General features: G+C 69.5%; 11 protein-coding genes and 1 pseudogene. 8 read left to right on the top strand and 4 right to left on the bottom strand.

Annotation, left to right across the window (positions count from 1 at the left end):
• Window position 1: 1 nt before the first annotated feature.
• Complete coding sequence (locus tag AC5Y43_RS18295; RefSeq protein WP_499974740.1) at window positions 2-565, bottom strand: hypothetical protein; 564 nt, start codon at window positions 563-565, stop codon at window positions 2-4.
• 73 nt (window positions 566-638) lie between these two features.
• Here AC5Y43_RS18295 and AC5Y43_RS18290 point away from each other — a divergent pair, with 73 nt between their 5' ends.
• From AC5Y43_RS18290 to AC5Y43_RS18265, 6 genes and pseudogenes are all read left to right on the top strand, one after another.
• Complete coding sequence (locus AC5Y43_RS18290) at window positions 639-1,880, top strand: cytochrome P450 (protein WP_499974738.1); 1,242 nt, start codon at window positions 639-641, stop codon at window positions 1,878-1,880.
• 12 nt (window positions 1,881-1,892) lie between these two features.
• Window positions 1,893-3,068 (top strand): FAD-binding domain, encoded by a 1,176-nt coding sequence (locus AC5Y43_RS18285; protein WP_499974737.1) that lies wholly within the window; start codon window positions 1,893-1,895, stop codon window positions 3,066-3,068.
• A gap of 20 nt (window positions 3,069-3,088) precedes the next feature.
• Window positions 3,089-3,973: an NYN domain-containing protein gene (locus AC5Y43_RS18280; protein ID WP_499974736.1), complete on the top strand. Its 885-nt coding sequence runs from the start codon at window positions 3,089-3,091 to the stop codon at window positions 3,971-3,973.
• A gap of 107 nt (window positions 3,974-4,080) precedes the next feature.
• A complete protein-coding gene (locus AC5Y43_RS18275; protein WP_499974734.1) occupies window positions 4,081-5,310 on the top strand; it encodes a cytochrome P450 in 1,230 nt (409 codons plus the stop codon).
• Between the two features lie 99 nt (window positions 5,311-5,409).
• Window positions 5,410-6,126 (top strand): annotated as a pseudogene (locus tag AC5Y43_RS18270) (BadF/BadG/BcrA/BcrD ATPase family protein); the annotation flags it as partial.
• Between the two features lie 90 nt (window positions 6,127-6,216).
• A complete protein-coding gene (locus AC5Y43_RS18265) occupies window positions 6,217-7,110 on the top strand; it encodes an N-acetylmuramic acid 6-phosphate etherase (protein WP_499974993.1) in 894 nt (297 codons plus the stop codon).
• 6 nt (window positions 7,111-7,116) lie between these two features.
• Here AC5Y43_RS18265 and AC5Y43_RS18260 read toward each other — a convergent pair whose 3' ends face one another.
• Window positions 7,117-8,559, bottom strand: a complete 1,443-nt coding sequence (locus AC5Y43_RS18260) for an amidase (protein ID WP_499974733.1) — start codon at window positions 8,557-8,559, stop codon at window positions 7,117-7,119.
• Between the two features lie 24 nt (window positions 8,560-8,583).
• Complete coding sequence (locus AC5Y43_RS18255) at window positions 8,584-11,895, bottom strand: LuxR C-terminal-related transcriptional regulator (protein ID WP_499974990.1); 3,312 nt, start codon at window positions 11,893-11,895, stop codon at window positions 8,584-8,586.
• A 190-nt stretch (window positions 11,896-12,085) separates the two neighbouring features.
• Between AC5Y43_RS18255 and AC5Y43_RS18250 the strand changes: the two genes are divergently transcribed.
• Complete coding sequence (locus AC5Y43_RS18250; protein ID WP_499974988.1) at window positions 12,086-13,288, top strand: hypothetical protein; 1,203 nt, start codon at window positions 12,086-12,088, stop codon at window positions 13,286-13,288.
• 7 nt (window positions 13,289-13,295) lie between these two features.
• Here AC5Y43_RS18250 and AC5Y43_RS18245 read toward each other — a convergent pair whose 3' ends face one another.
• The gene (locus AC5Y43_RS18245) at window positions 13,296-14,585 is read right to left on the bottom strand and encodes an NRAMP family divalent metal transporter (RefSeq protein ID WP_499974731.1); all 1,290 of its coding nucleotides are present in this window, start codon (window positions 14,583-14,585) and stop codon (window positions 13,296-13,298) included.
• Window positions 14,586-14,885: 300 nt separating this feature from the next.
• Between AC5Y43_RS18245 and AC5Y43_RS18240 the strand changes: the two genes are divergently transcribed.
• The gene (locus AC5Y43_RS18240; protein ID WP_499974730.1) at window positions 14,886-19,160 is read left to right on the top strand and encodes an AAA family ATPase; all 4,275 of its coding nucleotides are present in this window, start codon (window positions 14,886-14,888) and stop codon (window positions 19,158-19,160) included.
• Window positions 19,161-19,199 lie beyond the last annotated feature (39 nt).

Below are 19,199 nucleotides of genomic sequence, written 5' to 3'. Positions count from 1 at the left end.
CTCACACGTCGTCGACGTCGCTCAAGGCCTGACGGGCTGATTCTTCGGCGCGCCCGGCGTTGTCCAGCAGCCGCTCCAGCGCCCGCGGCCACCAAAGGATTTCGACAGCGAAGAAGACGACGATCAGCCAGGAAACGGCGGCGACCCGGGCCGTCGCGTAGAAGCTGTCGATCACCGCAAGGACCAGAACCGCCGCGCCACCCAGCCACACCATCCACTGTCCACGGCCCGCTTTCGCGCCCGCTTCGCGCAAGGCGCCGGCATACTCGATGGCCGCCGGCGCCAGTCGCGCCTCGGCGACGTGCTGACCGCGGCGCACCGCGGAAATGACCGCGACGCGTTCGTCGGGACGAAGGTCGGTTCCCGCCGGCCACGCCCGGCCCATTTGTCGAGCCACGGTGACGCCGCTGAACACGCTGATCACCAGGAACGCGATCAGGGCGCCCGGCATCACCCCGGATTCGGCGAATACCAAGGCGGCCAGGACCACACCGACCGGAACGCCCGCGAATACCGCTCGGTACACGGGACCACCGCGCCAGACCCACCCCGGCATCAAGAGCATGAGGCGATTGTCCCCCACGTCGGCGGGGCTACCATCTCCCTAGCGCCCGGAAGCCAAGCTGAGGAGAAATCCCATGGCCGCCCCGAACCTCCCGCCCGGCTTCGACTTCACCGATCCCGACATCTACGCCCACGGGCTTCCGGTGCACGAGCTGGCCGAGTTGCGCGCAACGGCACCGGTCTGGTGGAACGAGCAGCCGCCCGGCCAGGGCGGGTTCGGTGACGGCGGCTACTGGGCGGTGACCAAGCACCGCGACATCCGCGACGTCTCGCTGCGCAGCGATGTCTTCTCGTCGGCGGCGAAGTCGATCGTCCCGCGCTACCGGGAAGACGTGGCGACCGGCCAGATCGAGGCCGGGCGGGCCTCGATGATCATGATGGACGATCCCGAGCACAGCCGGCTGCGCAAGATCGTCTCGCGGGCCTTCACGCCGCGCGCCGTCGAGCAGTTGCGCGCCGATCTTTCCGAGCGCGCGCGGCGCATAGTGACCGAGGCCGCGGCGTCCGGCTCGGGTGACTTCGTCCGCCAGGTGGCCTGCGAATTGCCGCTACAGGCCATCGCCGGCCTGCTCGGCGTGCCACAGGAGGACTACCTCAAGCTGTTCGACTGGACCAACAACATGATCGGCACCGACGACCCGGAGTTCGCCGGCAACGACTCGCTGACCTCGGCCGGCGAATTGATGTGGTACGCCATGCAATTGGCGGCCCGCAAGCGGGAGGACCCCGGTCCCGACATCGTCACGACGCTGGTGCAGGCCGACGCCGAGGGTCAGTGCCTGTCGGAGGCCGAGTTCGGCATGTTCGTGGTGACGCTGGCCGTCGCCGGCAACGAGACCACCCGCAACTCGATCACACAGGGCATGATGGCCTTCACCGAATACCCGGCACAGTGGGAGTTGTTCCGGTCGCGCCGGCCCAAGACCGCCGCCGACGAGATCATTCGCTGGGCCACGCCGATCACCGCTTTCCAGCGCACCGCGCTGCAGGACACAGAGCTCGGCGGCGTGCGAATCAGCAAGGGCCAGCGGGTGGTTCTGTTCTACCGGTCGGCCAACTTCGACGAAGAGGTCTTCGACGATCCGTACACCTTCGACGTCCTGCGCAGCCCGAACCCGCACCTCGGATTCGGTGGCACGGGCGCGCATTACTGCATCGGCGCCAACCTCGCGCGGATGACGGTCGACCTGATGTTCAACGCCATCGCCGATGGCCTCCCCGACCTGACGTCGGTGGGCGATCCCGAGCGGCTGCGGTCGTCGTTCATCAACGGCATCAAGCACTGGCGGGTCGACTACGGGGCGCGAACCCCGTGACGCGCTAGCGCAATGCGGATCGCGATCAGCGGTGCCGGCGTCGCCGGAGCGGCGCTGGCCCACTGGCTGCACCGCACCGGCCACACCCCGACGCTGATCGAGAAGGCGCCGAGCTTCCGCACCGGCGGCTACATGATCGACTTCTGGGGCGTCGGCTACCAGGTGGCCAAGCGCATGGGCATCGAAGACGCGGTCCGCGCCGCCGGATACGAGATCCAGCGGCTGCACTCCGTCGGCTCCCGCGGCGAGGTCAAGGCGGACGTGGACGTCAAGGTCTTTCGCCGCATACTCGGCCACGACTTCACCAGCCTGCCCCGCGGCGATCTGGCCGCCGCGATCTACGCCACGATCGAGGACAAGGTCGAAACGATCTTCGGTGACAGCATCGCCGGCATCGCTGAGCACCACGACGGTGTTCGGCTCGGCTTCGAACGCGGCACGCCACGCGATTTCGACCTGCTCGTCGGCGCCGACGGACTGCACTCCGCCGTGCGTCGCCTGGCCTTCGGGCCCGAACGCGACTACGAGCACTATCTGGGCTGCAAGGTCGCGGCCTGCGTCGTCGACGGCTACCGGCCCCGCGACGAGCTGGTCTACGTCACCTACGCCACGCCGGGCCATCAGCTGTCGCGCTGCGCGCTGCGCGACGACCGCACCATGTTTCTGTTCATCTTTCGCGGGGACCATGGCGACGTAGGCCTGTCACCAAAAGACCAGTTGCGCAGCGAGTTCCGCGACGTCGGCTGGGAAAGCCGCGAGATCCTGGCGACGCTCGACGACCTCCCTTCCGCCGACGGCCTGTACTTCGACGTCGTCAGCCAGATCCGCATGGACCGCTGGTCGCACGGCCGGGTGCTGCTGATCGGCGATGCAGCCGGCTGCATTTCGCTGCTCGGCGGCGAGGGCACCGGCCTGGCGATCACCGAGGCCTACGTGCTGGCCGGTGAACTGGCCCGGGCCGGCGACGATCACCGCCGGGCCTTCGAGGCCTACGAGCGGCGCCTGCGTCCCTTCATCCAGAGCAAGCAATCCGGTGCCGAGAAAAACATTCCGTTCTTCGCCACCAGGACCGCCCTCGGGCTGCGGTTTCGCATCCTGGCGATGCGCACCATGAACTTTGAGCCGCTGGCACGGCTTTTCGCCGGCACCGTGCTCGACGACTTCGAATTACCCGATTACGGCATATAACGGCATATAGATTGGCAGACATGACCGAACCAGGTGCGGCGCGCGTGGCCGTCTACCTCGACTTCGACAACATCGTGATCTCGCGGTACGACCAGGTGAACGGGCGCAACTCGTTTCAGCGCGACAAGTCCAACGGGCTCGAGCAGCACCCCGAGCGGCTGGCGCGGGCCACGGTCGACGTCGGCGCGATCATCGACTTCGCGTCGTCGTTCGGGACGCTGGTGCTCACCCGCGCGTACGCGGACTGGTCGGCGGACGTCAACGCCGGGTATCGCGGGCAACTGGTGGCCCGCGCGGTCGATCTGGTGCAACTGTTTCCGGCGGCGGCCTACGGCAAGAACGGCGCCGACATCCGGCTGGCGGTCGACGCGGTCGAGGACATGTTCCGGCTGCCGGACCTGACCCACGTGGTGGTCGTGGCGGGCGACTCCGACTACATCGCGCTGGCGCAGCGCTGCAAGAGGCTCGGCCGGTACGTGGTGGGCATCGGGGTGGCCGGCTCGTCGAGCCGCGCGCTGGCCGCGGCCTGCGACGACTTCGTCATTTACGACGCGCTGCCGGGGGTTCCGGTGTTCGTCCCCGAATCCGACGGCGAGACAGCCCAGCCGAACAAGCGGACCGGGCGCTCGAAGGCCAAGCGCGAGGAGCCGGAGGAGACGCCCGACCCACAGGCCACCGCCACCGCGCTGCTGACCCGCGCGCTGCAGATCGGCCTGGAGAAGGACGACATCGACTGGCTGCACAACTCCGCGGTCAAGGCGCAGATGAAGCGGATGGACCCGTCGTTCAGCGAAAAGTCCTTGGGATTCAAGTCGTTCAGCGATTTCCTGCGTTCGCGCTCCGACGTCGTCGAGCTGGACGAGAGTTCGACGACCCGGATGGTGCGGCTGCGCGCCACCGAGTGAACCAGGCCATACGTTTCCATGTCGTTGACACGCGTGCACCCTGGCCATACATTGAGCGAAAGTCGTCGCGAGCTGAGGGCTCGCGCTGCACCAGGCAGGGGTCCGTCATGACCGTCAGTGCCACTCCCACAAGCGTTTTCGATGCCGAGATACCGACGCTCGCATACGACGCCGAGGAATCTCCCGCGGAGGTCTACCCCCGCCTGCAGGCGGCCCAGCGGCAGGCTCCCGTCGCGATGGGCCCGTTCGGCCCCGAGGTGCTCTCCTACCACCTGGTGCGTTCCGTGCTGCGCGATCCCCGGTTCCAGATCCCGCCCGGGCTGAACATGCTCACCCAGGGCATCGATTCGGGGCCGCTGTGGGACAAGGTGGTCAACAGCCTCCTGTGCATGGAGGGCGAAGCCCACCATCGGGTGCGCAGCCTGGCGTCCAAGGCATTCACGCCCCGGGCCACGATGCGCCTGCACGACACCATGGCCGCCGTGATGAACGAGCTGGTGGATCGGGTGGCCGACGCGGGGCGCTGCGACGTCGTCACCGATCTCGCCCGCCCCTACCCGGTCCCGATCATCTGCGCGCTGCTCGGTGCGCCCCGCGAGGATTGGGAGCGGTTTTCCTTATGGGCCGATGACGTCTTCAAGGCGTTCAGCTTCACGGTTGACCTGCGCGAGGTCGAGCCGGTCGTCATGCGTGCCTGGCGCGAACTCGACGACTACGTCGACGACATGGTCGCCCGGCGCCGGCACAGCCTCACCGACGACCTGCTGTCGGACCTCATCCGGGCCGAGGAGGACGGCGACCGGCTCAGCGCCGCCGAGCTGCGCATGATGGCGGGCGGGCTGCTGCTGGCGGGCACGGACACCACCCGCAACCAGGTAGCCGCCTCGGTGCACGTCCTGTGCGAGCACCCGGAGCAGTGGGCATTACTCAAGGCGCGACCCGAGCTGGCGATGCGCGCGGTCGAGGAGACCATGCGCCACTCGCCGATCGCGTGCGGCACACTGCGCCTGGTCGCCGAGGACGCCGAGCTCGATGGATACTTCTTTCCCGCCGGCACCTCGGTGCTGGTGAATACCGCTGCGGCCAACCGCGATCCGGCCGTCTACGACGACCCGGACCGCGTCGACATCACCCGCGAGGGCGCGCCGCCGATCCTGACGTTCGGCGGCGGCGTGCACTACTGCCTGGGCGCCAACCTGGCCCGGCGCGAGTTGGCCGAAGCGCTGAACGTCATCGCGAGCCGGCTGCTGAACCCGCGCACCGCGGGCCCGGTTCCGTGGAAGCCGATGGTGAGCCTCAGCGGCCCGATGAGCCTGCCCATCGAGTTCGACACCTAGTCAGGTGCGCTCCTTACCACCGCGAGCAGACAGAGAATCGCACTGCCGCAGGCGGATCCGTGCGATTCTCTGTCTGCTCGCCACGGGTGGCGAGCCGCGATGATCCTCGCCGTCGACCTCGGCAAGACGTCCTGCCGGGCCGCGGCGGGCGGGCAGCGGGCGCAGGGGCCGGGCGCACCGGGGCTCGCGGCGCCGGGCGGGGTGCGCGCCGCCGAGGCGGCGATCGTGGCCGTGGCGCGCGGGCTCGGCCCGGCAGACGAGGTGATCGTGGGTGCCGCCGGGGCGCTGGCCGCACCGAAAGCCGCCCGCGCAGTGGGCGAGGCGCTGCTGGCCTCCCTGCACGCCACGCGCGTAACCGTCACCGGCGACGCCGTGCTCGCGCACGCGGGCGCATTCGATGGCGGGCCGGGCGTCGTGCTGATCGCGGGCACCGGCGTGGTGGCGCTCGCGATCGACGCCGACGGTGCGCTGCGCGCCGCCGACGGCTGGGGCCCGTGCCTGGGCGACGAGGGCGGCGGCGCGTGGATCGGGGCCGCCGGGCTGCGCGCGGCGCTGCGGGCCCACGACGGCCGCGGGCCGGCCACCGCGCTGCTCGACGCGGCCCGGGCCCGCTTCGGCCCGCCGCGAACCTGGCCCGCGCAGCTCACCAGCGCCGCGGCGCTGGCGTCCTTCGCGCCCGATGTGCTTGCCGCGCAAGGTGACACCGAGGCGTCGGCGATTGTCCGCGCCGCCGCCGAGGCGCTTGCCGCGACGGTTCGCGCGGCGGGTGGTGGGCCGGTGGCCATGGTCGGCGGCCTCGCGGGCATCGACGCGCTACGCGGTCACCTCGACCTCGTCCCGGCCGCCGGTGACGCGCTCGACGGCGCGCTGCGCCTGGGGGCGGTCCACGAACCACACCTGATCCGCGTGCGGGCCGCTGCCGCCCCGCACCGGCTCGACGCGCTCGCCACCGAAGCGTCCCGGCCGGACTTGGACGACCTCGACACCCGGCCCATCGCCGAGCTCGTTGCGCTGCTGGTCGCGGCCGAGGGCGAGGCGCACGGCGCGGTGGTGGCCGCGGTGCCCGGGATCGCGGCGGCGGCCGAGGCGATCGCCGCGCGGCTCGAGCGCGGCGGCCGCCTGATCTACGCCGGCGCCGGCACCCCCGGACGCCTGGGCGTGCTCGATGCGGCCGAGTGCGCTCCGACGTTCGGCACCGACCTGGTGCGCGGCGTGATCGCCGGCGGGCCAACGGCGCTGACCGCGGCGATCGAGGGCGCGGAGGACGGGTTCGATCCCGCCGATCTCGCCGGCCTGACCGCCGCCGACGCGCTCGTCGGGATCAGCGCGTCGGGTCGCACGCCGTACGTGCTCGGGGCGCTCGCGCACGCGCGCGCGGCCGGCGCGCTGACCGTCGCGATCGTCAACAACCGGGCCGGTGAGGCGTCGGCCGACGTCGTGATCGAGCTGCTGACCGGCCCAGAGGTGCTCGCCGGCTCCACGCGCCTGACCGCCGGGACGGCCCAGAAGGTCGCGCTCAACGCGCTGTCGACGAGTGTGATGATCGCGCTCGGCAAGGCCTTTGGACCACTCATGGTCGACGTGTGCGCGACCAATGCGAAGCTGCGCCGCCGCGCGGTGCGGATCGTCCGCGATGCGGCCGGCGTCGACGAGGAGACCGCGACGGCCGCGCTCGCGGCGGCGGGCGGGCATGCCAAGACCGCGATCGTCGCGCTGCTCGCGGGCGTCGATGCGGCCGAGGCCGCCGCCCGGCTCGAGCGGGCGCGCGGACACGTGCGGGCGGCCCTGCGCGGGACGTGAGAGCGCTCAGCGGATCGGCGGGTGGTGCGACGCCCAGGGGTGGGCCGATTCCAGTTGCGCCGCAACGCGAATCAGCACGTCCTCGCGCCCGTAGGCGGCGGCCAGCTGGACACCGATCGGAAGGCCCTCGGCATTGCGGTGCAGGGGCAGGCTGATCGCCGGCTGGCCGCTCATGTTGAACGGCGGCGTGAACACCGCGAACCGGCCGGCGCGCCGCATGGGCGCGGTCGGCTGCTCGGGATCGTTCTCGAATTCGGTCAGCGGCAGCGGCGGTTCGGCCAGCGTCGGCGTCAGCAACAGGTCCCAGCCGTCGGCCCACCACTGCTGCAGCGCCCGCCGGAAGGCCCAGCCCGCCGCCTGGGCCGTCGCGTAGTCCACCGCGGTCAACCGCTGCGCCTGCTGGACGAGGACCCAGTTCACCGGCTCGATGTCGTCGGCGGTCATGTCGCGTCCGAGGGTCTCGCCGAATCCCCGTGCCGCCATTGCCATCTGCGTCGCCCACAGCGCCATGAACTTCTGGACCAACGACGTGTCGGCGAGGCAGGCCGGCCACGCCGGTTCGACGATGTGGCCGAGGCCCTCCAGCATCGACGCCGCGGCGCGCACCGCGGCGACGCAGTCGTCGTGCAGGAATTCGCCGCGAGGGTGCACGTCGAGCAGCCCGATCCGCAACCGGCCCGGGTCGGCGCCGAGCTCGGCGGTGTAAGGCCGCTGCGGCGCCGGCGCGATGACGGAGTCGCCGACCCCGGGACCGCGAACCGCGTCGAGCAGGCCCGCGGTGTCGCGCACGGTGCGGCTGACGCACAGCTCGACGCCCAGCCCGGTCTCGGCGCGCACGGGGCCGACCGTGATCCTGCCCTGGCTGGGCTTGAGGCCCACCAGCCCGCAGCACGACGCGGGGATCCGGATGCTGCCGCCGCCGTCGGAGGCGTTTGCGAACGGCACCATCCCGGCGGCCACGGCGGCCGCGGCGCCGCCGCTGGAACCGCCGGGCGTGCGATCCAGCGCCCACGGGTTGCGCGTCGGCCCCCAGGCCAGGGGCTGCGTGGTCGGCAGGCTGCCCATCTCGGGGCTGTTGGTCCGCCCGGCGATTACCAGCCCGGCGGCCTTGAACCGGGCCACCAAAGTGGTGTCGGCGGTGTCGATCTTGGCCGCCTCTTTCAGCGCGACGTTGCCGTTCGACAGCGTTTGACCGGCGAAGCTCGTGTAGAGGTCTTTGAGCAGGAACGGCACGCCGCGAAACGGGCCGGCGGGCAGGCCGGGGTCGGCGGCCACCGATCGGGCGTGGTCGAACCATTCGATGACGATCGCGTTGAGGGCCGGGTTCGAGCGCTCGATCCGTTCGATCGCCGCCTCGAGCAGTTCGCCCGGCGTGACCTCGCCCTTGGCCACCAGCGCCGCCTGGTCCGTGGCGTCCATCCAGCGGGTCTCTTCGGCCAGACTGCTCATGGCTATCGGTCTACCACGGGTGGGTCAGATATGACGCGCCGCCTCTTGGGCGAGCTGCACCCGGGACGTCAAGCCCAGCTTGGCGTAGACGTGGCTCAAGTGGCTTTCCACCGTCCGCAGCGAGATGAAAAGCCTTGCGGCAATGGCCTTGTTGGCCAAGCCCTCACTCACCAGACCGACGACGGCGCGCTCCGTCGGGGTGAGCGACTCCCATCCGCTGGCCGGTCGCCGCCGTTCGCCGCGGCCCCGCTGCGCGAACGCGATCGCCTCCTCGGCGGACAACGCCGCACCCTCGGCCCAGGCGGCCTCGAACTCGTTGTCGCCGAGCGCTTCACGGAGCCGCGCGACAGGGTTGTCGAAATCGGCCTGATGCACTTTGAACCGGACTGAACCTATGCGTCCCCGCAGCGCGTCGGCCGCGCCCAACAGTCGGGCCGCATCGCGGTGGCGCTCGACATCAGCCGCCAGGATCGCCAAGAGCTCCATGATGCCGGGAACGCCTAGGAGCGCACTCAAACCGGTGGTCAATGCCAGCGCATCGTGGGCGTCGCGTTCCGCCCGTTCGGTGTCGCCCTGCGCGATCGCCACCCGGGCGCGGGTCGTCAAGGACAGCACCCGATGCCAGCCCAGACTCGTAGCGGCCGCCTCGTCGGCCCAGCGCCGCCCTTCGGCCACATCGCCGCTCGCCAGCGCCGCCTCGGCCCGCAGATAGATATGCATCTGCAGGTGTAATGGGTTGTCACTCAAGCATTCCCACGCGGCGGCGCTGGCCTTCGCAGCTTCAGAGAAGTCTCCTGCCGCCAGCGCGGCGACGGCGCGAACACCGTGCGCGTTCCCCAGCCAGAGGTCGCCGAGTTCGGCGAGGATCTCCATGGGCGCGTCCAAGATGTCCGGCACCGCATCGGTATCGCCCTGATAGGACACCATCATTCCGCGGAAGGTCCGACTGACGGTCCACCAAACCGCGTCATGTCCGGTCTCCGCGTCACGCTCCACGGCTCGTAGCGACGCGACGCTGCCCGCCGGATCCCCGGTGACCGCTTGTGCCCAGCCGAGCCAGTTGCCGCACTGGCGCGCGGTAAAGCGGTCGTTCACCGCGGTCGCCAACCGGCGTCCTTCCTCCCCCGCCTCGCGAGTCGCTAACGGATCACCGGTCATGAAGGCCAAATTCGTCTGCCAGCCCAAGATCTGGGTCATCGTCCACTTGTCACCCAGCGGACGGGCCAATTCCATGGCCTCGTCGAAATAGTGTGGTTGCGCATCTCCGCGGTAGGCGGTCATCACCCCGCACGCGGTGAGCGCTCGTGCCAGCAGAGCGGGATCGCCGATCTCGCGCGCCAGGGCGAGGGCCTGTTCGGCCCAGTCCGCACTGTCGGCGCCGATCCCCCAGGTGTTGAGCAGCGCCCGGTCGGCCAGCGCGCGCGCCTCGACCGCCGGCGGCGCCCGGTGGTCACTCTTGCCGAGCGCGGCGTCGAACCAACCCACGAGCGCTTCATGGATGCGACCCCGCATCAACCAGAACGGAAGCAGCAGCGAGGCCAGGCGCAGTGCGCTTTCGGTGTCGCCCCGATCGAGGCTCCAGCCGAACGCGGCCCGCAGATTGTCGATCTCGGCTTCCACCCGTTCGATCTGCTGGTCATCGCTCGCCTCGGCCGGATTCTCCAGCACACCCGCCACCGCCAGGTAGTGATCGCGGTGCCGGGCCCGCACATCGTCGCCCTCGCCCGATTCGCCGAGCTTTTCCAGCGCATACTGACGTACGGTCTCCAGCATTCTGTATCGCGTTGCGCTACTTGTGTTTTCGGCCACGATCAGTGACTTGTCCACGAGCAGCGTGATCTGATCGAGCACCTGATAGCTCTCGATGTTGCCGCCGCCTGCCACCGATCGCGCGGAGTCCAGATCGAAGCCACCGACGAACACCGCCAACCGACGAAGCAGCACCCGCTCCGGTTCGGTCAACAACGCGTGTGACCATTCCACCGACGCGTGCAACGTCTGTTGCCTTCGCACGGCGATTCGATTGCTGCCGGTAAGGAGGCGGAAGCGATCCTGCAGGCCGTCGCGGATCTCGCCGAGCGATAGCGCCCGCACGCGCGCCGCCGCGAGTTCGATAGCCAATGGCATTCCGTCGAGTCGACGGCAAATCTCGGCTACCGCATCGGGCGCGTCGGCGGCGTCGAAATCGGGCCGGGCGAGGCGGGCGCGATCGACGAACAATTCGACCGCCTCGTCGGCCAGCGACAGCGAGGGCACCCGCCACGTGACCTCGCCGGCCACCCCGATGGGCTCGCGGCTGGTCACCATCAGTCGCAAACCGCCGCAGGCGCTCAGCAGCGCCTCGGCCAGCGCCGCCGTGGCGTCCAGGAGATGTTCGCAGTTGTCCGCGACCACCAGCATCCGACGCTCGCCGATGAATCCCAACAGCGTCTCCAGGGTGGACCGTCCCGGCTGGTCGGGCAGGCCCAACGCGCGCGCGACAGCGATCGCGACGAGGTCGGGTTCGGCGATGGGTGCCAGGTCGACGAACCACACCCCACCGTCGAGCTCACCGGCCACCGCGCCCGCGACCTCTACCGCCAACCGCGTTTTCCCGACGCCGCCGGCGCCCGTCAGGGTCACCAACCGGTTCGTGGCGAGGGTCTGGCGCACCTCGGCCAGCTGTTCGACGCGGCCGATGAAGCTCGTTAGGTGAACCGGAGCATTGTGCGTGGCAACAGCTTCCGGTGTACACAGCGGCGGAAATTCGTTATTGAGATCCGCATGGCACAGCTGCACCACTCGCTCCGGGCGAGGCAGATCACGGAGCTGATATGCCCCCAGATCGGTCAGCCAGGCGCCCGGCGGCAGGCTGTCGACGACGATCGCCTCGGTGATGCCCGAGAGCACCGTCTGGCCCCCGTGGGCCAGGTCGCGCAGCCGGCCGGTCCGGTTGATCGCGGGTCCGATGTAGTTGCCCTCGTCGCGGAGCTGAACGTCGCCGGTATGCAGGCCGATGCGTAGCCGGATCGGAAGCAGCGGAGCGAGCTGCAGGTCCAGGGCGCAGGCCACCGCATCGCCGGCGCGATTGAAGGCGATCACGAAGCTGTCGCCTTCTCCTTGTTCGACCGGCCGGACGCCGTGATGGCGGGCGACGAGGTCGGTCAACGTGCGATCCAGGCGGGTGACGGCCCCGGCCATCTCCTCGGGCACGGCCTCCCAGAGTCGTGTCGAGCCTTCGATGTCGGCGAGCAGCAGCGTCACCGTGCCGGTCGGCAGCTCATTCACGCCCAGGTCACTCCAGGTCAGCGGTGTCGCGTCCACGCAGGGGTCCGTCGGGCTCATGCTAGCCAGCATGGGGCGGCCCGCAGCATCAAACATCAGTGGAAACTCGGAGAAGACGACCACAATCGCCTCGGGTCGCGCTCGCCGCGGACCCGCCTTACGCTCGTTGGTTGCACGAACTTAACGGGGGTTTCACGTGTCCACACCCAGGCTCGCCCTGATCGCGGGGGTCGCTCTCGTCGTCGCGTCCTGTTCGGAGACCGTGGGGCCGCCCCCGGCCACGCCGACAACCTCCATCGCCAAGACCACCACCGCCACCACCTCGGCGCCCCCACCTCCTCCGATGACCGGGCCGCTGCAGAAGGACTGGAAAACCTTTGGCGGAACGGCGTACTTCGGGTGCCCGGCGAAATTCGCCCAGGGCGCCTCGGCGCTCGAGGACATCCGGCCGAAGGTATTCGACACCAAAACCGGGCAATACGTGGCGCCGGGCGTTCCCATGCCGCCGGCCGGCGAGCGGACAATCGGTGCCATGTGCGCATTGGCGGGCGCGGTCGACGACATGCGCGTCGTCTACGTCCTGACCACCGAGAAAGCGACCACCGCATACGCTTTCGACCTCAAGACGAGCCAGCCGCTGGCAACCAAAGAGCTGCAACCGCCGACCCCCGACCTGAAGCCGACCGCACCGACCAGATGGCAGCTCGCCTCGACCGCGTCCGGCGTGGCGTGGATCGACGCCTTCACCGACGGACACGGCGAGGCGTCGCCGCCACGGACCGTAATCCTTTCCGGCAGCGACCTTTCGTCGACGTGGGGCGACCCGCAGCCCGGCCAGGTGTGGCAAAACGTCCTTGCCTTTCCACGGACCGCCGGAGTGGAGCTGCGCCGGCCGGACGGGGAAGTGATCCATCAGGACAACGACATCGCGGCCGTCGACGCCGAATTGTCCGACGGTTCGGACAAACTGGTGAAAATCACGCGCCGGGATGCGGGCAACCCACCGGTGATGTCGACGTCGTTCTACGATCTCAACGCCAAATCCCTTGTCAAAGTCGGAGATTCGGACCGGATTTCCGGTGACGGGCTGGCGGCGACACTGTCGGACGGAAAACTGTTCGTCGACGGCCGCAACGCGCAGAGTTCGCAGTTCGGATTCGGGGTGTGGAATCTGCGCACCCAGCACTGGGATTTGTTGAAGACGCGCGCCGACGCGCGGCAGATGTCGATCGCCAAACTGGCGTTCTTCGAAGACCACCTCTACATCACGCACACTCCCAATACGTTCGCCGTCCTCGCATTGCCCGCCACCGAGCCGGTCTCGACGGCCTGGTCGGTGCGGCCCTTCGCCCGGATATCCGGCTGGACGCTGGTGTGCCGCGGTGAGAACGCGGCCGGCGGCGACTGCAAGGACATCGTGGTGGTCCAAGACCAGGACGGCCGCTTTCCCGGGCCCTGGTTCTAGGCCGGGCTCAGACCAGGCCGAGGGCCTGCGGAACCATGTAGAGCCCGAAGGCGATGACGACGACGCACAGGGTGCGCGCGATGTATTTGTGCAGCCCGCGCATGCGCCATTCCTCGGGAAGCGCGCGGGCCTCCAGCGCCAGCAGCAGCCCCAGCACGATCGGCAGCAGCAGCGCGTTCATCACCTCGACGTCGACGGCCAGGTTGACCAGGTCGACGCTGGCCAGGACCAGCACGGCGCCGATGACGTGGGCCAGCCCGTAGGTGAGGTAGAACTTGGCGGTCGAGCGGCTGGGCAGCTCGTTGAGGGTGTGCCGCCACCCGAAGACCTCCGAGAGGCCCCACGCCCCGGCGAGCGAGGCCACGATCGCGGCGACCAGCGCCGCGCCGAGCATGCCCAGGCCGAACAGGACGGTGCCGCCGACGTGGCCGAGGTACGGGGTGAGCGCGCCGGCGATCTGGCCGACGGTTTCCAGCGCCGCGCCGCCGCCGTGTTTGCCGAGCGTCCCCGCCATGATGACCACGACCGCGATCATGATCAGCTGGGTCAGCACGGCGCCGGCGGCGGTGTCGTGGCGGGCCTGCCGGATCGTGGTCGTCGACAAGTGCTTGTCCACGACGGCGCCCTGCTGATAGAAGACCATCCACGGCATGATGACGGCGCCGACGTTGGCCGCGACCAGGAGCAGATACGACGAGTCGCCCAGTGGCATCGACTTCAGGCCCTCCACAAGGGCTTTGGGCTCGGGCCGCGACATCACCATGGCGACCAGGAAGGCCAGTTCGGCCGCGCCGACGATGAGGCCGATGCGTTCGACCCGCCGGTAGCTGCCGGTCAGCGCCAGCGCCAGCAGCGCCGCGGTCGCGACCGGGATGCTGACCCAGCGCGAGACGCCGAAGAGTTCCCCGACCCCCGCGACGCCGGCGAATTCGGTCAGCAGCGCCCCGATCGCCGACGCGAACAGGGTGAACGCCGAAACCCACGCCCAGAAGCGGCCGAACCGTTCCCGGATCAGCGCGCCGTGTCCCTTCCCGGTGACGATGCCCAGCCGCACCGTCATCTCCTGCACGACATAAAGGATCGGCATCAAGATCAATTGCGGCAGGACCATCCGATAGCCCCATTGGGCGCCGGATTGCGACGCGGTGATCAGCGAACCCGCGTCGGTGTCGGCCAGCATCACGACCAGCCCGGGGCCCCAGATCGTCAGCAGGCCCCGGCGCAGCCACCGGCGCCGCGAGACCGATCCGGACGACGCGTCGACCGCGTCGGGCACCGGCGTGGTCGTTTCGGTCATCCCGACGACCTCCTTTGTGCGACGGCGGCGTCCGCGCCACCAGGCTCTGGACCAAGTAAGGCTAGCTAAGTCGTTTGCCCGCGGGCCCCGCCGATGAACCTTCCCGACGCGCCGTCTGGATCAGCAAACTTCCGCGCGCACGAACCGGTCACTACGATGAATCGACAGTTCCGGTAGAGGGGAACTCGGCATGTACACGGGCTTTACCCCGCGATCCCATTGCAGCGCCGTCCAGCGGACGACGCCCGTCACAGCGGACCCAGCAATGTGACCGCTCCGGTAGTCGACCTCGACGGCCGAGTGGTCGACCGACGGCGGGAGTTCAGCGAACTCCGCGCCGCGGTGGAAGCGGCGGGACGTGCCGGCGGGGAATGCGTCCTGCTCAGCGGGGCGCCGGGAGTTGGGAAGTCGACGCTCGTTCAGGCGTTCGGCGCCGAGGTGGCCGGGCGCGACTGCGTGTTTGCCTACGGACGATGCAGGGACGGGGCGCCGGCGCCGTACTCGGCGATCGGAGATGCGCTCGGCTCGCTGGTCCGCACCATGGAAGCCACCGGGCCGGCCGAACACGAACGCTGGCGCGCGGATGTCGTCGCCGGGATGTCCTCGATTGGCGGCATCCTCGGGCAACTCGTGCCCGACCTGGCGCGCGTACTCGGGGAGGCCCCGCCGTTGCCGACAGACGTCGACGCTGCCGACGCCCGCCGACGGCTGCACCGTGCCGTCATCCGGCTGTTGTCCGATACCGCGTCCTATCGGCCCGTGGTGCTGGCGCTCGACGACCTGCAGTGGGCCGACCGCGACACGCTGCTGCTGTTATCGGAACTATTGACGGTCTCGCTACGCAACGTGCTGGTCCTGGGCGCCCACCGCGCAGGTGAATTCGACGCGGGCGCAGCGGGTCTCATCGCTACGGATCCGCGCAGCATCGAACTCGGACCGCTGTCGACCGAGGACGTCGAGGAGCTGCTCGCCGCGGTGTCCGGCCGGGGCGTGGAACTGGGTGACGTCGCCGCCGAGTTCCAGCACCGAACCGGGGGCAACCCGCTGCAGGTTCGGCAGCTCTTCTACCGCGCGCAACGCGAAGGCGCGCTCACCGCGCCCGCCGCGGGCGGACGCCCCGGCTGGGACCTGCGCGTCCTCGCGTCGATGGAGGTCACTGCGACCGCCGCCGAATTCCTGGGCCGCTACCTCGACCAGTTGCGCCCGAACGACCGCGCGGTGCTGGGCTCGCTGGCCTGCATCGGCGGCGAGTTCGACCTCGACGACGCCACGGCGGCCGCGGGGCAACCGCCCGACGTGGCGGCGCAGGCGCTGTGGGCCTGCCTGGAGCTTCGACTGCTCGAGGCGGTGGACAGCGGCGGCAGGCGGATCAGCAATGCGATCAGTCGCGACGCCCGATACCGCTTCAGCCACGACCGGGTGGCCGAGGCAGCGCGGGACGGCCTGCCCGAGGACGCCCAACGCGAGACACACCTGCGGCTCGGGCGATGGCTCGTCGAGCGCGGCGACGACAGGTTGTTCGAGGCCGCGCGCCAGGTCGGCATCGGCGGCCGCGCGGTGGCCGACGACGCCGAACGCGTCCGATTCGTCGAGGTGCTGCGGCGCGCGGCACGAAAGGCGAAGGCGCAGGCCTCCTTCCCGCTGTCGCTGGAGTACTGCCGGAACGCTCTGGACCTCCTCGGCGACCGGCGCTGGACCACTCACTTCACCCTGACCCGCGAGCTGCAGCTTGACGCCGCGGAGGCCGCGCTGCTGGTTTGTGACGTGGCCGCACTGAATGCGTTGCTCGACGAGGCCGGGGGCATCCTGCGCGAGCCCACCGACCGCGCGCGCGTCGCGTACCTCCGGCTCAAGGGACGGGTCACCGACAACCGTCTGCAAGAGGCGCTCGAGATCGGGCTTCAGGCGCTCGATGAGCTCGGCGAAAGGGTGCCGAGCGACGCGGGCAAACCACGGATGGGTGCCGCGATCGTCCGGATGATGATGACGACTCGCCGCTGGAGCACCGAGCGGCTGCTGCGGCTACCGCACTGCGAAGACCAGCGGGTCATCGAGATCCACCGGATTCTTCTCGAGCTGCGCAATATGTCGTACCTGGTCCGGCCCAACCTCATGCCGTTGTTCGTACAAAAGCAGCTCGATCTCACGTTGACCCACGGCCACACCCCGTACTCGCCGCTGGTCATCAGCGGCTATGGAGTCATCCGCGTGATAGTCGGCGATCACGCGGGCGGCCAGCGCTTCGGCGAGGTCGCCATGCGGCTCGCCGAGCGCCCGGAATTCGGGGAGGCGCGGCCGCAGACGCTGTTTACGCATCTGAACTTCATCCGCCACTGGCGCCACCCTATCCGCGACGGCTTGGGCGAGCTCCGTGACGCCATCGAGGGGGCACTCGACCAAGGCGACCAGGAATACGCCGGATTTCTCGTCGCGGCCCTGCTCGCCCAGTCGATCTGGGTGGGCCGTCCATTGGCGGAAATCGACGCCCTCGCCAGTTCGCTGATTCCCCACATTCGTTCCCAGCCAGTGCCCAGCGCGCTGTGCCAGGGCACGCACCAGTATTGCCTCAACCTGATGGGCCGCAGCGCCGATCCTCTCCTCGTCGCGGGCGAGAGCGGTTTCGACGAGCGAGAAGTGCTGCCGGCTGCCCGCCGGGAGGGGGACGAGGTGGCCCTCAGCGCGGCCGCGGCCAGGCAGCAGGCCCTGCACTTCTATTGCGGCGACTACGCTGGCGCGGTTACCGCCACGGCAGATGCAATCGAGCACCTCGGCGGGATGGCGGGCACCGCGGTCTCGCAACTCATCTACCTGATCGGCGCCCTCAGCATGATCCAGTGCGCACCGCGGGACCGCTCGACCGCCCGCTTCGTGCGCCAGGCGCTGGCGTCGCATCGCAAGTGGGCGGCGGGCGCACCGGAAAACTACGCGGCGTCATATGCCCTGATCCAGGGAGCCTGGGATCGAGCGCGCGGGCATCGTGTCAAGGCGGAGCGCTCCCTGCACCAGGCGATCGAACTCGCCGAGGAAAACCAGCTCTCCATAATCAGCGCATATGCCCATGAGGAGGCTGCCGCGCTCTACGCCGATACCGGACGGCGGACGTTGCACGAGCACATGCTGCGGTCGGCATACCAGCGCTGGCTCAACCTCGGTTTTGCGGTGCGCACGGACTGGCTCGCCCGGGAGCATCCCTGGCTGCTCAGACGCGATCTCAAAACGAGTTCCGCCGGGATCGACCCGGTCGGCGCGCACGAGCTGCTGCGTGCGCTGTCGGCGGCACGAACCGCCGACGGCCTGGCCAACATCATCCTGGGCTCCGTCGCGGACACGACCCGCGCGGGCCGCGTCATGCTCATCACCGGCGAGGCGGACAATCTGTCGGTCCGGGCCGTCAACGACCACGGCGCCATCTCGATCGTGGACGGGCCATGGACCGAGGTGGCCTACGACAGGGACATCGTGCACCGCGTGATCGACGCCGGCTCCCCTGTCGTCGTCGCGGCCGACGGCCGGGCGCCGGCGATCCTCGTCGTTCCAATACGGCTGCACGACAGCACAATTGGCGTGATCTACGCCGAGCAGGACGAGTCCGGCAGACACTTCGATGCCGACCACGAGCACGCGGTCGTCTTCCTGTGCGCCCAGGCCGCAGCGCCCCTGTGGAACTTTCAGCTCGAGGCACGACTGCGGGCCGCCGACGAGTACCGGCAGTCCCTCATGGACGTGCAATCGAGATTCGTGCCCAACGAACTGCTGCGCATCCTCGACATCGACGACCTTCGCCGCGTCCGCAGCGGTTACCGGGTCGAGCGCGAGATGACGGTGCTCATCAGCGACATCCGGGGCTACACCACCATGCTCGAGGACATGGACGTCGCGGAAGCGAGCAATCTGGCGATGGGCTTTCTGCGGGCCGTCGAGCTCCCGATCATCGGTTACAACGGCATGATTCAGGACGTGCGCGGGGACGAGATCGTCGCCGTCTTCGACTCGGAATCCGATGCCGTCCAGGCGGGATTGGCCATGCTGCGTTCCTTGCGCGAGCACAACCGGGAGCGCACGGCGCTCGGCTCCGAGGAGCTGCGGGCGGGGATCGGTATCAATACCGGCGCGGTGGGGGTCGGGCTCGTCGGCGGGGTGAACCGTATGGTGCTCACCATCATTGGCGACGCGGTGAACCTGGCTGCGCGCATCGAGAGCACCAACAAACGCTATGGCTCGGCCCTGCTCATTTCCGATGCGACCCACGCCCGCCTGGCGGGCCCGGAGCAGTTCGACGTCCGTCGCATGGAGCGCGTCATGGTGGTCAACCGTCGCCGGCCGGTGACGATTTACGAGGTATATAACGAGGATTCGGCTCCGGTTCGCGCCGCGAAGCGCGCCGCGCAGCCCGCCTTCGACGAAGCCTTCGCACTGTTCGACGCGGGCGATGTCGACGCGGCGCGCGCCGCCTTCGAACGGTGCCGCCAGTTGCTGCCCGACGACTCCGTCGCGCCCCTGCACCTGGCGCATTGCGGTGCGATGGCTCGCGGGGAGATGACCCCCGGTCAGGAAATAGCGCTGTCGAACAAGTAATGCACTACTCAATTCCGGAAATCTGCGGCAAAGTGCTAT

The organism is Mycobacterium sp. NGS57 (genome assembly GCF_059812405.1).
The sequence above is the reverse complement of the archived record's forward strand: the minus strand, read 5'-3'. Positions and strand labels throughout refer to the sequence as shown.

Coding starts and splice junctions, on each gene's coding strand:
- AC5Y43_RS18290 (WP_499974738.1), top strand. CDS start 639: ATGGCCGCCCCGAACCTCCCGCCCGGCTTCGACTTCACCGATCCCGAC.
- AC5Y43_RS18295 (WP_499974740.1), bottom strand. CDS start 565: ATGCTCTTGATGCCGGGGTGGGTCTGGCGCGGTGGTCCCGTGTACCGA.
- AC5Y43_RS18260 (WP_499974733.1), bottom strand. CDS start 8,559: ATGAGCAGTCTGGCCGAAGAGACCCGCTGGATGGACGCCACGGACCAG.
- AC5Y43_RS18280 (WP_499974736.1), top strand. CDS start 3,089: ATGACCGAACCAGGTGCGGCGCGCGTGGCCGTCTACCTCGACTTCGAC.
- AC5Y43_RS18275 (WP_499974734.1), top strand. CDS start 4,081: ATGACCGTCAGTGCCACTCCCACAAGCGTTTTCGATGCCGAGATACCG.
- AC5Y43_RS18245 (WP_499974731.1), bottom strand. CDS start 14,585: ATGACCGAAACGACCACGCCGGTGCCCGACGCGGTCGACGCGTCGTCC.
- AC5Y43_RS18255 (WP_499974990.1), bottom strand. CDS start 11,895: ATGCTGGCTAGCATGAGCCCGACGGACCCCTGCGTGGACGCGACACCG.
- AC5Y43_RS18285 (WP_499974737.1), top strand. CDS start 1,893: ATGCGGATCGCGATCAGCGGTGCCGGCGTCGCCGGAGCGGCGCTGGCC.